This is a genomic window from Streptomyces sp. NPDC102258 (assembly GCF_055584685.1).
The window spans coordinates 216,421-229,919 of record NZ_JBVJLO010000012.1 but is presented as its reverse complement, the minus strand read 5'-3'; the positions used below and the strand labels follow the sequence as shown (position 1 = coordinate 229,919).

Below are 13,499 nucleotides of genomic sequence, written 5' to 3'. Positions count from 1 at the left end.
CTGTCCACAAAGGGGAACAAATGTCAGCGAAGCCACAACGGCACCGCACGGCCCGCCGGTTGACCCTCTCCGCCCTCGCCCTCACCGTCGGGGCCGGAGCGCTGGTCGCCGCCGCTCTGCCGGCCGGTGCCGCGAGTGGCGGCGGCGCGGCCCCGAGCCGCACCGTCGACGTACAGATGCTCTCGTTCAACGATTTCCACGGCACGCTGGAGCCCCCGCAGGGCTCCTCCGGCACGGTGATCGAACGTCAGGCAGACGGCACCACCAAGTCGATACCCGCGGGCGGGGTCGAGTACCTCGCGACCGCGCTGCGCGATGCCCGCAAGGGCCACGAGTACTCCGTCACCGCCGCCGCCGGCGACATGATCGGCGGCAGCCCGATGCTGTCCGGTCTCTTCCACGACGAGCCGACCGTCGAGGCGCTCAACAAGCTGAAGCTGGACGTCACCAGCGTCGGCAACCACGAGTTCGACGAGGGCAAGACCGAGCTGCGCCGCATGGTCTACGGCGGCTGCCACCCGGTCGACGGCTGTTTCGAGTACGGCAAGGAGTACACGGGCACCCGGTTCCCGTACCTGGCCGCGAACGTCACGGACGAGAAGACCAAGCGCCCGCTGATGTCGCCCACCTTCGTCTGGAAGAAGGGGGACGTGAAGATCGGCTTCATCGGCGTCACCCTGGAGGGCACTCCGGACATCGTGACCGCCGACGGGGTCAAGGGCCTCAAGTTCGGCGACGAGGTCGAGACGATCAACAAGTACGCCGCGGAGCTGGACAAGCAGGGCGTGAAGTCGATCGTCGCGCTGATCCACGAGGGCGGTCTGCCCGCGAGCGGCGCGTACAACTACGACTGCGACGTGCCGGGCGCCGGCGCCGGGATCTCGGGCGCGATCGTCGACATCGCCAAGAACGTCGACCCGAAGGTCGACGCGCTGGTGACGGGCCACACGCACCAGGCGTACTCCTGCGACATCCCCGACCCGGCGGGCAACCCGCGTACGGTCACCTCGGCCGCCTCCTACGGCCGGCTGTTCACGGACAGCACGCTGACGTACGACCGGCAGACCAAGGACATCGTCCGTACGCCGGTCAGCTCGCCGAAGCCGGTCAACAAGGTCGTCACCCGTGACCTGCCCAAGGCTCCGGACATGACCGAGCTGATCACCCGCTGGAACGCGCTGGCGGCCCCGGTCGCGAGCCGGCCCATGGGCTACATCTCCGCCGACATCGCGGGCCGCGGCTCCGAGGCGCCCGAGAAGCCGCTCGGCGACCTGATCGCCGACGCGCAGCTGGACGCCACGGCTCCGGCCGACCGGGGCGGCGCCCAGCTGGCGATCATGAACCCGGGCGGCATCCGCGCCGACCTGGCGTACCGGGCCGCCGGCGGCGAGGGCGACGGCGTCGTGACGTACGGCGAGTCCTACACGGTCCAGCCGTTCAACAACCTGATGAACGTCGTGGACCTGACCGGCGCCCAGCTGATCACCGCGCTCCAGCAGCAGGTCAGCGGCACGGTCAACGGCCCGAACCCGAAGATCCTCCAGGTGTCGAAGGGCTTCACCTACACCCTGGACATGACGAAGTCGGGCGCGGACCGGATCGTCGTGGACTCGGTGCGGCTGAACGGCGCGGCCATCGACCCCGCCAAGACCTACCGGGTCGCGATGAACGAGTTCCTCGCGGGCGGCGGTGACGGTTTCACCGTCCTGAAGGAGCACAAGAACAAGCTGGTCGGCGTCCCCGACCTGGAGGCCTTCAACGCCCTCCTGGCGAAGTCCTCGGCGGCCGCCCCGATCGCCCCGCCGGCGGCGGACCGGATCACGGTCGTCAAGTAACACCCGCTCGGCACGACGCACGACGCACGACGCACGACGCACGAGGGGCGGTGGGCCACGGGCCCGCCGCCCCTCCGGCGTTCCCGCCGCTCCCCCCTCGGCCTACACCGTGGCGAGGAACGCCCTCACCGCCCCGTGGACCCCGTCCGGATCCGTGAAGGGCACGAAGTGGTCCCCGTCCAGGGGTGTGTACGTGGTCCCCCGCCGCCGCGCCACCATCGCGTCGGCCTGCGCCTGCGGGAGCGCTGCGCTGCGCGTGCCGTGGACCAGTACCGCCGGGCAGGTGCTCGCGAGCCAGGCGGCCCAGTGGTCGCCGCGACAGGACTCGACGGAGTCGAGCATGTCCCGCGGGTGGAAGGGCAGCCGCCAGCCCCCGTCCGGCAGCGGCCGCAGCGCCCGCTCGACGAACTGCGCGCCCACCGGTCCGGCGGCGGCGAGGAGTTCCTCCCGGCTGGGGGCGGTGTAGCGCATGCCCTTCAGGAATCCCATCCACGCGCCGCCGCCGGGCTGGGCCTCCACGGCGCAGTCGATGACCGCGAGCGCCGCGATCCGGTGGGGGTGGGCGGCGGCCAGGTGGAGGGCGTTGAGCCCGCCGAGGGAGTAGCCGAGGAGGGCGACGGGGGTGTCGAGGCCGAGGTGGTCGAGCAGGGCGACGGCATCGGCCACGTATCCGGCGCGGTGGTAGTCGGCGGCCCGGTCGGAGTCGCCGTGGCCGCGCTGGTCGGGGGCGATGACCCGCCACCCGTCGCCCAGTGCCTCGGCCAGGCCGGCGAAGGCGATGCCTTCGGACATGCCCCCGTGCAGCGCGAGCAGCGGGCGGCCCGGGCCGCCGAAGTCCAGGTACGACAGTGCGCGGCCGTCGATCGTCAGCGTGTGGCGCATGGTTCCGCTCTCCCGTTCGGTCGGTGGTCGCTCTCGCGGTGGCGACGCTCCGAGCCTGCCAGTGTTTGGGCGCTTGCGCAATACGCTCGTCTTGCGCGTACGCCCAAATGCGGGTCCCGGCTACGATCCCGTCATGGGAAATCGCGAGGACCTGCTCGCCGGAGCGCGCCGCTGCCTGCGGGAAAAGGGGTACGCGCGCACGACCGTGCGCGACATCGCCTCGGCGGCGCAGGTGAGCATGGCGGCGATCGGCTACCACTTCGGATCGCGCGAGGTCCTGCTGAACCAGGCGCTGTCCGAGGCGATGGACGAATGGGCCGCCGGCTCGGGCCGGCTCGCCGGAGAGGGCGAGACCCGCGAGGAGCGCTACGCCGACACCTGGGACCGCAAGAGCCGCGACTTCCTCGACACGCGCTGGCTCTGGATCGCCAACATCGAGGCCTTCGTGCACGCCCAGACCTCGCCCGAGCTGCTCGCCGCGCTCGCGGAGGGGCAGCGCCGCTCGCGCCGGATGGTCGCCGCGCAGCTGGCCGGGGTGCCGGAGGCGGCGGTCGCGGAGGAGGACGTACGGGGCCTCGGGTCCGTGCACCTCGCGCTGCTCAGCGGGGTGATGGTGCAGGCGCTCACCGACCCCGAGCTGGCCCCGACCGGGCGGGAACTCGTCCAAGGGCTGCGCAGGATGGTGGAGTTGCTGGAGGAATCCGCACCTACCGACAGGTAGTAATCGGCCGGTCCGGCACGCCATAATCCGGTCCCGACACCGGACCGGCGAAGGGGCGGATTGGCATGACCATGACATCGCGAGGGCTGGACCGGAGCCCGGACCGGGCAGCGGACCGGAGCCCGGACCCGGCAGCGGGCCGGACCCCCGGCCGCGCCCTGGACCGGCGCGCGTTCCTGACCGGCGCCACCGCGGCCGCCGCCGCCGCCCTCCTGGGGTTCACGGCCGCCGCCCCCGCCTCCGCCCGCACCCTGGGCACCCGCGCCGCGCTCGGCACCCAGGACTGGATGGCGGGCCTCCCCGACCCCACCCCCCTCCAGCGCCTGACCCTCCCCGGCACCCACGACTCGGGCGCCACCAAGGGCGGCCTCTACGTCGCCTGCCAGAACACCTCGATCGCCCAGCAGCTCGACTCCGGGATCCGGTTCCTCGACGTCCGCTGCCGCGTCACGGGCGGCTCGTTCGCCATCCACCACGCCGCCTTCTTCCAGGACCTGATGTTCGGGGACGTGCTCGTCGCCTGCGGGAACTTCCTCGCCGCGCACCCCACCGAGACCGTGCTCATGCGGGTCAAGCAGGAGTACTCGCAGGAGAGCGACGCCACCTTCCGCGCCGTCTTCGACGACTACCTCGACCACCGCGGCTGGCGCCCGCTGTTCCACATCGCCGACGCCCTGCCCGCCTCCCTCGGCCAGGCCCGCGGCAAGGTGGTGCTGCTCGCCGACAACGGCGGCCTGCCGGGTCTGCGCTACGCCGACGGCAACGTTTTCGACGTCCAGGACGACTACAACACCGAGCCCTTCGCCAAGCGCGGCCGGATCGAGGACCAGTTCCGCAAGGCCGTCCAGCAGCCCGGGAAGCTGTTCGTGAACTACGTCAGCACGGCCGCCTACATGCCCCCGCGCTGGAACTCCGACCGGCTCAACCCGCAGGTCCACGCCTTCGTCGACGGCGCCGAACTGGCCGGCCGCACCGGGCTCGGCATCGTCCCCATGGACTTCCCGAACACCCGCTCCGGCCTGGTCGCCTCACTGATCCGGCACAACTGACGCGGCGGCGGCCCCGGCCCCGGCGGGGGCGGCGGGCGGTGGTGTGGGCGCCCCCGGGAAGCGCAGCACCGCCTCCGTGCCCGGCCCGCCGTCGGCCGCGGCCCGCAGCGCGGCGGTGCCGCCCGCGCGCTGCACCGTACGGGCCACGATGGACAGCCCCAGCCCGCTGCCGGGCAGCGCCCGGGCCGAGGGGGAGCGCCAGAACCGCTCGAAGACGTACGGGAGGTCTTCGGCCGGAATCCCCGGCCCGTGGTCCCGTACGGTCAGCTCGCCGGCCCGCAGCGAGACCTCGACGGCCGCGCCCGGGGGGCTGAACTTCACCGCGTTGTCGAGCACGTTGACCACGGCCCGCTCCAGCGCCGCCGCCTCGCCCCGGACGTACCAGGGCTCCAGCGCGGAGCCGAACACCAGCTCAGGACCGCGCAGCCGGGCCCGGGACAGGGCGGCGGCGGTGATGTCGTGCAGGGCCACCACCCCGAGCGGGCCGTGCGGGACCGCGTCCGGCCGGGACAGCTCCTGGAGGTCACCGATCAGCGCGGCCAGCTCGGTCATCTGCGCCTTGACGGAGGCCAGCAGTTCGCGCCGGTCCTCGGGCGGGATGGCCCGGCCCGTCTCCTCGCTGCGCGCGAGGAGCTCGACGTTGGTGCGCAGCGAGGTCAGCGGGGTGCGCAGCTCGTGCCCGGCGTCCGCGATCAGCTGGGCCTGGCGTTCCTGGGAGGAGGCCAGCGCGGCCGTCATGGAGTTGAAGGAGCGGGAGAGCCGGGCGATCTCGTCGTCGCCCGCGTCCGGGATCCGTACGGTCAGGTCCTCGGTGCGGGCGATGTGCTCGACGGCCCCGGTCAGTTCGTCGACGGGCCGCAGCCCGGTCCTGGCCACCCACAGCCCGGCGGCGCCGGCGCCGACGACGCCGATGCCGGCCACCAGGACCAGGATCCAGATCAGGGTGGACAGGGGCTTCTCGACGTCCGCGAGGGGCTTGGCGATGGAGATGCCGAAGGGGGGCCCGCCCGGGTTGGCCTGGAGGGTGTAGACGCGCATGTCGATGCCGTCGGAGGTGGTCACGTCGTGCAGGACGCTCCTGGTCCGCTCCTGCGCCGCGACCTCCCGGTCGGCGGCCGTCACGGGCAGGTCGGGCCGGCCGCCGACCCAGCAGCGGGTGCCGTCCGACAGGACGATCTGGACGGTCGCGTTCAGGTCCCCGGCGATCTGCTGCGTGGGCTTCGGCGGCTGGACGACGCAGCCCTCCCGCAGGGTCCGCGCCACCTGCGCGCTGACGTTCGTGGACATCAGCGACTGGTCGAGCTGGTCGCGCAGCTGGGTGCGGACCATCACCCACGACGCGGCGGCGACGGCCGCCACCGCCACGGCCACGGCCACCGCCACCAGCAGCGCCAGCCGGGAGCGCAGCGGGAGCGCGCGGAACCGGGCGGTCGGACTCACTCGGGCCCGCCCTCGCCAGCGCGCAGGACGTAGCCGACGCCGCGCACGGTGTGGACGAGGCGCGGCTCGCCGCCCGCCTCGGTCTTGCGGCGCAGGTACATCACGTACACGTCGAGGGAGTTGGAGCTGGGCTCGAAGTCGAAGCCCCACACCGTCTTGAGGATCTGCTCGCGGGTCAGGACCTGGCGCGGGTGCGCGAGGAACATCTCCAGCAGGGTGAACTCGGTCCGGGTGAGCTCCACCGGGCGGCCGGCCCGGGTGACCTCGCGGGTGGTGAGGTCCATGCGCAGGTCGCCGAAGGTCAGCACGTCCCCGGCCGGGCCGCCGCCGGTGGCGGGGGCCGCGTAGGAGCTGCGGCGCAGCAGCGCGCGGACGCGGGCGAAGAGCTCGTCCAGTTCGAAGGGCTTGACCAGGTAGTCGTCGGCGCCGGCGTCGAGGCCGGTGACGCGGTCGCCGACGGTGTCGCGGGCGGTGAGCATCAGGACCGGGGTGGTGGAGCCGGCGGCGCGCAGCCGGCGGGCGGCGGTCAGGCCGTCCATCCGGGGCATCTGGATGTCGAGGACGATCAGGTCGGGGGCGTACGAGGCCGCCTGGTCGAGGGCGTCGAGGCCGTCGACGGCGGTCCGGGTGCCGTACCCCTCGAAGGCGAGGCTGCGGCGCAGGGCCTCACGGACGGCCGGCTCGTCGTCGACGACGAGGATGCGCTGCTGGTCGCCTTCGGCGGGATTCATGGCTGGGTCCCCCAGGGTGTGCGTGGCCGGTGGACGGGCGGGATCCGTCCCGCGGAGGTCTGCCTCCAGCGTCGCACGGCGGTGGTGGGGCGCGGTGCGGTGCGGTGCCGGGCGGTGTGGCCCGGCGTGGTGTGGCGCCGTGCGGTGTGGCCCGGCGCGGCCGCGGCCCCGCCCGGGGCCGCGCCGGAGCGTGTGCGGCGGAGGTTCAGAGGGAGGTGCCGAATCCGTTGACGCCGTATCCGGTCCCGGTTCCGCCGCCGCTGTCGGCCCCGCCGTCGGAGGTGCCCGTGCCGCCCTTGCGGAGGGAGTCCAGGTCGGCCTTGATGGTGTTGACCGGGATGGCGAAGCCGAGGCCGACGCTGCCGGCCGTGGAGCCGTCGCTGGAGGGGGAGTAGATCGCGGACGGCATCCCGACGATCTCGCCGTTCATGTTGACGAGGGCGCCGCCGGAGTTGCCCGGGTTGAGGGAGGCGTCCGTCTGGATGGCCTTGTACGAGGTGGTGTCCGAGCCGGTGTTCCCGTTGAACTGCTGCCCGTCGTAGGAGAACGGCCAGCCGTCGGTGCCGCCCTGGCCGCGCTGCGGGCTCTGCTGGCGCTGCTCGGACTTCGGTACGTTCACCTCCCGGTCCAGGGCCGAGACGATGCCGCTGGTGACGGTGCCGGTCAGGCGGTCGGGGGAGCCGATGGCGACGACCTGGTCGCCGACCCGCACCTGCCCGGAGTCGCCGAGCTTGGCGGGCTTGAGGCCGCTCGCGCCCTGGAGCTTGATCAGGGCGAGGTCCTTGGCGGGGTCCGTCCCGACGGTCTTGGCGCTGTACCTCTTGCCGTCGCTCATCGTCACCTGGATCTCCGAGGCGCCGCTGACGACGTGGTTGTTGGTGACGATCTCGCCGTCGGCGGTGACGACGATGCCGGAGCCGGTGCCCTGGCCGGAGCCGGTGCGGGTGTCGATGCGTACGACGGAGGGGCTGACCTGCTCGGCGACGCCCGAGACGGTGCCGTTGCTGGACTGGGAGACGTTGGTGCCGCTCACCCCGCCGCCGCCCGTGGCCTCGGCGCCGAGGAACTGCTGCACCGCGGCGGCCGTGCCGCCGCCGACCACGGCCGCCGCGAGGGCGACGGCGGCGAGCAGCGCGACGGGCCGCTTGGCGCGGGCCGCCGGGGCGGCCGCCGGGGCGGCGGACCCCCAGGTGCCCCAGCCGCCGCCGGCGCCGCCGCCGGGCGGTACGGTCTCGCCCTGGAGCACCGGCGGCTGGTGCGCCTCGTGCCATCCGGGTGCCGGTTCCGGAGCGGCCGGCGGGTACGCGGGCGGCGGCGGGTAGGCCCCGGCCCCGGTGTCCTGCGCCAGCCGGTCGCGACCGCGCTGCCAGTCCTCGCCGAAGGGCGGGTGCTGGGCCGGCCGGTTCTCCTGCGGGTACTCGCCTTCGCGGCGGAAGCTCTCGGTCATGTCTATGACTGTGTCCACGGATCATGAGAGCTGTCTGAGTCCGAGCTGAGAAGCCCGACAGAACCGCGTATGCCCGATATAAGCCCGCCCGGCCGACGGCGATCGGGGGCGGTCAGTGGCGGCCGGCGGCGGTCAGCGGCAGCCGCAGGAGCGGCGGATCACCAGGGCCGAGGGGAACTGCTTCAGGCGCTCGCGCCGGGAGCCCGTCACGCGCAGGGCGTCGTCCAGGACGAGGTCCACGGCCGCGCGGGCCATCGCCGGGCGGTCCGAGGCGATCGTGGTCAGCGGCGGGTCCGTGAGGGCCGCTTCCTTGACGTCGTCGAAGCCGGCCACGGCCAGTTCCCCGGGGACGTCGATGCGCAGCTCGCGGGCGGCCCGCAGCACGCCGATGGCCTGGTCGTCGGTGGCGCAGAAGATCGCGGTCGGCCGGTCGGGCTTGGCCAGGACCTCCAAGGCGACCGTATAGGCGTCGTAGCGGTTGTACGGGGCCTCGATGAGCCGGCCCTCGATCGAACGGCCCGCCTCCAGCATGGCCCGCCGCCAGCCCTCCACGTGGTCGGCGACCGGGTCGCCGACCGACGGGGTGTTCTCGACGCCGCCGATGCAGGCGACGTACGCGTGTCCGTGCTCCAGCAGGTGCCGGGTGGCGAGCTGCGCGCCGCCGATGTCGTCCGTGACCACGGCGACGTCGTCGATGGCCTCGGGCCGCTCGTGCAGCAGCACGATCCGGGCGTCCCAGGCCTCGATCTCGGAGGCGGCGCGCTCGCTCATGCCCTGGCTGACCAGGATCAGCCCCGACACCCGCATGCCGAGGAAGGCCCGCAGGTAGTGGACCTCGCGCTCGTCCCGGTAGTCGGAGTTCCCGACCAGCACCATCTTTCCGCGCTCGGCGGCGGCCTGCTCGACCGCGTGCGCCATCTCCGCGAAGAACGGCTGCCGGGCGTCCGGGACGATCATGCCTATGAGGTCGGTGCGTCGCGAAGCCATCGCCTGCGCGACCCGGTCCGGGCGGTAGCCCAGGTCCTTGATCGCGGCGAGGACACGCTCGCGCGTGGCCGGGGCGACCGGCCGGGGTCCGTTGTTGATGACGTAGCTCACGACGGCGGTAGACGTACCCGCAAGTCGTGCAACGTCATCCCGCGTCACCTTGGCCACGCGCGGCAGTCTACGCGGGGTGACCTACCTCTGGGCAGGGCGTCCGGCCGAGTGGATCGTCACAGGGTCGGCGGCCGGCTCCTCCGCCGGGGGCAGCGCTCCCGCCCGGCCGCCGTCCTGCTCCGGGGCGCGCGCCGCCGCCTGCTGCGCGGCGGCGCGTCCGGCGGCCCGCTCGGCCGCCTCGGCCGCCGCCCGCTCCACCTTCTCCGGCGTGACGAAGCGGTACCCGACGTTGCGGACCGTGCCGATCAGCGACTCGTGCTCGGGGCCGAGCTTGGCCCGCAGCCGCCGTACGTGGACGTCGACGGTCCGGGTGCCGCCGAAGTAGTCGTAGCCCCACACCTCCTGGAGGAGCTGGGCCCGGGTGAAGACCCGGCCGGGGTGCTGGGCGAGGTACTTGAGCAGCTCGAACTCCTTGAAGGTCAGGTCGAGGACCCGGCCCTTCAGCTTCGCGCTGTACGTCGCCTCGTCGACCGACAGGTCCCCGTTGCGGATCTCCATCGGGGAGTCGTCCGAACCGAGCTGCTGGCGGCCGGTGGCCAGCCGCAGCCGCGCCTCGACCTCGGCCGGCCCAGCGGTGTCGAGGAGGACGTCGTCGATGCCCCAGTCGGCGGTGACGGCCGCGAGACCGCCCTCGGTGACGACGAGGACGAGCGGGCAGCCCGGTCCGGTGGACCGCAGCAGCTGGCAGAGCGACCGCACCTGGGGCAGGTCGCGGCGGCCGTCGACGAGGATCACGTCGGCGCCGGGGGTGTCCACCAGGGCCGGCCCCTCCGCCGGGGCGACCCGGACGTTGTGCAGGAGCAGGCCGAGTGCGGGCAGCACCTCGGACGACGGCTGCAGGGCGTTGGTCAGCAGCAGGAGAGAACTCATGCCCGACCACCTGCCCGGCTCGGGTGATCGTGCACGTGCACGTGCGGGTGCACGGTTCGCTGGTCCATCACGTCGGTTCCTCCTCGGTCCCGTCGAGGACGTGCGTGGTACTGCTTCGTACGACTGGCCTGGTCTCCGGGCCGGCCCCCGCGCCCTGGGGTCCGGATGGATACCACTGTTCCAGCTTCGTTCAACGTGCTGAAAGCACAAAAGGACCCGGGGGCTACGTTGCCCGGATCCTCTACGCCGCCAGAATAGCCCACCGGCCCTTTCGGGGCCGAGGGCCGCTGTGCACCGCATTCTGTGGTTCTTCCCACGCCTTCCTCCTGCGTATGCCCTGGTTTCACCGGTTCGGTGGACCCCCGGCGGTGTCTGCGGGCGCACGCGGGGCGCGCGGACGCACGCCGGGGTGGTAACCCGGAGGGGTCATCATGGAGGCCGACGGTAGAGAGCCGACGGAGCCGACGATAGGAGCTGCAGTGGCAACCGGAACCATCCGGTACTGGGCGGCGGCCAAAGCCGCCGCCGAGACGGCGGAGGAGCCGTACTCGGCGCGCACCCTGGCCGAGGCGCTCGACGCCGCGCGGGACCGCCACCCGGGGGAACTGACCCGGGTCCTCCTGCGATGCTCCTTCCTCGTGAACGACGAGCCCGTGGGCAAGCGCCCGCACGATGCCGTCCTGCTGAGCGAAGGGGGCACCGTCGAGGTGCTCCCGCCGTTCGCGGGCGGGTGAGCGGGGACCCATGAGCACTCCGGACGAACAGCAGCCGCGGCGACACCGCCGGGACCCCCAGCAGCAGCGGGAACAGCAGGCGCAGGAGGCACAGCAGGCTCAGGAACAGCGGGAACAGGACCTGTACGGGACCCAGACCTGGAGTTCCGACACCTGGGACACCAGCTACCAGCCGATCCAGCGGCCAGCCCATGCGGCTCCGCAGGCCCCGCAGGCCCCGCAGGCACCTCAGGTCCCTCAGGGCCCGATGGGTTCTGTGCCCGGCCAGCCGGCGGGACCCGAGGGCTGGTTCCGCGACGAGGCCCCGGCGCAGCAGGCGGTGCCCTGGCAGGACGGCGGCCCGGGCGCCGGTGCGCCGCCGCAGCCGATGGCCCCCGACCACTGGTTCCACCAGGCGGAACCGGCGGCCCCGCCCGCCCCGCAGGACTGGTCCTGGCAGCAGCAGGCCCCGGCGGCCCCCGAGCCGGCCGCCGAGCGGACCGCGTACCTCCCGCCGGTGCCGGACTTCGCCGACGGGCAGACCGCGTACCTCCCGCCCGTACGGGACGCCGCCGCCCCGCCCGCCCAGCAGGACTGGTCCTGGCAGCACCAGGCCCCGGCCGCCCCCGACCCGGCCGCCGAGCGGACCGCGTACCTGCCGCCCGTGCGGGACCGGCAGGCGCGGCCGGAGCCGCAGGCGGCCGCCGGGCCCGACGGGTGGTTCCGCGCCGAGGCCCCCGCTCCGGCCGCCCCGCAGGGCTGGGACGCCGAGCAGACGGCGTACCTGCCGCCCCAGGCCGCCGCCCCCGCCCCGGTTCCCGCCCCCGGGGCCGACGCCGCCGCCGAGCGGACCGCGTACCTTCCGCCCGTGCCGCCCCGGGGCGCTGCCCCCGAGCCGGCCGCCGAGCGGACCGCGTACCTGCCCCCGGTGCCGCCCGAGCCGCAGGCGGCCGGGCCCGGTGCCACGTACTCGCCGCCCACCCTGGGCGGGAACACGCTGCGCGCCGTCGACCCCGCCCAGGCCCGCGCCGAGGGCCGGTCGCCGATCATCGACCCCGGTCCGCAGTCGGCCATACTCACCGCCGCCCTCGGGGTGGTGATGGCCGGGGCCGCCGCGTTCGGCCAGTACGGGCTGCTGCTCCCGCTGATCGCCCTCCAGGGCCTCACCGCAGCCGGCTGGTTCCGCCTCAACGGCATGTGGCCGGCCCGTCAGGGCATCGCCCTCGCCTTCCTCGGCGCGCTCGTCGCCGACGCCGCGGTGCTCGCGGTGGGACGCCCGAACGGTCCCGGCGCGATCATCGGCACCCTCGGGGCCTGGGTGCTGCTCACGCTGGTCCTCCAGCTGCGCAGCCACGCCGATCCCGACGAGCGGATGTACGGGCTGATGGCCTCGGTGGCCTCCGCCGCCCTCGCCATCGCGTGCGCCGGGTACCTGGCCGCCGACGCGAAGGCGGTGAGCGTCGGCGCCGCCGCCGTGGCCGTCGCCGTGTTCGCGCGGGCCCTGCCGCTGCCCGCCGTGGCCTCCGTCGGCGTCTCGCTGGCCGCCGCGGCCGGTGCGGGCATCGCGGTGGGCGGGCTGACCGGCACGGGGGCGGGCGGGGCGCTGCTCGGCCTGGCCGCCGGGGTGTGCGCGCTGGTCGGGCTGCGGGTGGCCGCGTACGACTACCCGTCGAAGTTCGTGCACATGACGGCCGGTGTCGCGCTGCCGCTGGCGGCCGCCGCGCCCGCGGTCTACCTGATCGGCCGGGTGGTGGGCTGACGGCGTCCTCACGGCGACCCGTGGTCCACTAGAACGCACGTACCGATGAGTAGGGGGAGGGTCCGTTGCGTTTCCTGCGTTTCTTGGTGATCGTCGCGGTGGTGCTGGGCGCTTTGTTCGTGGGGGTGGACCGCTGGGCGGTCGGCTACGCCGAGAACCGGCTGGCCGAGGAGGTCCGCTCCCGCCAGGGGCTGGCGGGCAGCGCGGAGGTGGACATCCACGGCTTCCCGTTCCTGACCCAGGCCCTCAGCCACGACCTGGAACAGGTGGACCTGAAGCTGAAGGGCGTCGACGCCGCCGGCGTGGACGGCCGCAGGACGCGGCTGACGCAGGTCGACGCCAGCTTCCACCAGGTCAAGCTGAACGGCAGCTACAGCGGCGGCACCGCCGAGCGGGCCGAGGGTACGGCGCTGATCTCGTACGCGGACCTCACCGAGGCCTCGCAGACCGGCGTGGTCCTCAGCTACGGCGGCGCGCCCGGCAAGGTGAAGGTCACGGCCACGCTGGACTTCCTCGGCCGGAGCCTGACCCGCTCCGTGGTGGCGACCGTCACCCTGGTGGACGCCAAGGACGGAAAGAACGGCAAGGCCGTACGGGTCCGCGCCGACTCGGTGCCCGGCGAGGGCCTCCCCGGCATCGAGAGCGCCATCCGCAAGCGGACCGACTTCGACCGCCGGATCGACGAGGGCCTGCCCTCCGGGCTCCGGCTCACCGCGCTGACCTCGGACGAGGCCGGCGTACACCTCTCGCTGAGCGGTACGGACGTGGTGCTGGCCGGATCGTGAGACGCCGGGGTCCGATCCGCAGATGGACGGGCCTCGTACACCGCCCCGGCAGGCCTCTCGAAGGCCGCCGGGGCTTTCTTATCCCACGATGCGGACGATCCCGTCTCGG

At 73.8% G+C, this 13,499-nt stretch carries 12 protein-coding genes; 6 read left to right on the top strand and 6 right to left on the bottom strand.

Features of this window, described 5'->3' with window-relative positions; translation table 11 throughout:
• Window positions 1–20: 20 nt before the first annotated feature.
• Window positions 21–1,835, top strand: coding sequence for a bifunctional metallophosphatase/5'-nucleotidase (locus ACZ6ZT_RS21950; protein WP_469721366.1), 1,815 nt, complete (start codon window positions 21–23; stop codon window positions 1,833–1,835).
• A 102-nt stretch (window positions 1,836–1,937) separates the two neighbouring features.
• On the opposite strand, the gene ACZ6ZT_RS21945 is transcribed toward ACZ6ZT_RS21950, so the two are convergent.
• On the bottom strand, window positions 1,938–2,717 hold the full coding sequence (locus ACZ6ZT_RS21945) for an alpha/beta fold hydrolase (protein ID WP_469721365.1): 780 nt from the start codon (window positions 2,715–2,717) through the stop codon (window positions 1,938–1,940).
• Window positions 2,718–2,850: 133 nt separating this feature from the next.
• On the opposite strand from ACZ6ZT_RS21945, the gene ACZ6ZT_RS21940 reads away from it, so the two are divergent.
• Both ACZ6ZT_RS21940 and ACZ6ZT_RS21935 read left to right on the top strand, forming a co-directional pair.
• Entirely contained in the window at window positions 2,851–3,438 is a 588-nt protein-coding gene (locus tag ACZ6ZT_RS21940; protein WP_469721363.1) for a TetR/AcrR family transcriptional regulator, read from the top strand.
• Window positions 3,439–3,596: 158 nt separating this feature from the next.
• Window positions 3,597–4,487, top strand: a complete 891-nt coding sequence (locus ACZ6ZT_RS21935) for a phosphatidylinositol-specific phospholipase C (RefSeq protein WP_469721424.1) — start codon at window positions 3,597–3,599, stop codon at window positions 4,485–4,487.
• On the opposite strand, the gene ACZ6ZT_RS21930 is transcribed toward ACZ6ZT_RS21935, so the two are convergent.
• From ACZ6ZT_RS21930 to ACZ6ZT_RS21910, 5 genes are all read right to left on the bottom strand, one after another.
• Window positions 4,467–5,927 carry a sensor histidine kinase gene (locus tag ACZ6ZT_RS21930; protein WP_469721361.1) on the bottom strand — a complete coding sequence of 487 codons (1,461 nt, stop codon included), beginning with the start codon at window positions 5,925–5,927 and terminating at the stop codon, window positions 4,467–4,469. The genes ACZ6ZT_RS21935 and ACZ6ZT_RS21930 overlap by 21 nt on opposite strands.
• A complete protein-coding gene (locus ACZ6ZT_RS21925; RefSeq protein ID WP_469721359.1) occupies window positions 5,924–6,658 on the bottom strand; it encodes a response regulator transcription factor in 735 nt (244 codons plus the stop codon). Before ACZ6ZT_RS21925 ends, ACZ6ZT_RS21930 begins: the two co-directional genes overlap by 4 nt.
• A 205-nt stretch (window positions 6,659–6,863) precedes the next feature.
• Window positions 6,864–8,105 (bottom strand): S1C family serine protease, encoded by a 1,242-nt coding sequence (locus ACZ6ZT_RS21920; protein ID WP_469721357.1) that lies wholly within the window; start codon window positions 8,103–8,105, stop codon window positions 6,864–6,866.
• 132 nt (window positions 8,106–8,237) lie between these two features.
• Window positions 8,238–9,260, bottom strand: a complete 1,023-nt coding sequence (locus tag ACZ6ZT_RS21915; RefSeq protein ID WP_469721356.1) for a LacI family DNA-binding transcriptional regulator — start codon at window positions 9,258–9,260, stop codon at window positions 8,238–8,240.
• A gap of 24 nt (window positions 9,261–9,284) precedes the next feature.
• Window positions 9,285–10,133, bottom strand: a complete 849-nt coding sequence (locus ACZ6ZT_RS21910) for a winged helix-turn-helix transcriptional regulator (protein ID WP_469721354.1) — start codon at window positions 10,131–10,133, stop codon at window positions 9,285–9,287.
• 479 nt (window positions 10,134–10,612) lie between these two features.
• Here ACZ6ZT_RS21910 and ACZ6ZT_RS21905 point away from each other — a divergent pair, with 479 nt between their 5' ends.
• From ACZ6ZT_RS21905 to ACZ6ZT_RS21895, 3 genes are all read left to right on the top strand, one after another.
• Complete coding sequence (locus tag ACZ6ZT_RS21905; RefSeq protein WP_469721353.1) at window positions 10,613–10,867, top strand: MoaD/ThiS family protein; 255 nt, start codon at window positions 10,613–10,615, stop codon at window positions 10,865–10,867.
• A 496-nt stretch (window positions 10,868–11,363) separates the two neighbouring features.
• Window positions 11,364–12,605: a hypothetical protein gene (locus ACZ6ZT_RS21900; RefSeq protein WP_469721423.1), complete on the top strand. Its 1,242-nt coding sequence runs from the start codon at window positions 11,364–11,366 to the stop codon at window positions 12,603–12,605.
• Window positions 12,606–12,670: 65 nt separating this feature from the next.
• Entirely contained in the window at window positions 12,671–13,390 is a 720-nt protein-coding gene (locus ACZ6ZT_RS21895; protein ID WP_469721352.1) for an LmeA family phospholipid-binding protein, read from the top strand.
• Window positions 13,391–13,499: the final 109 nt, after the last annotated feature.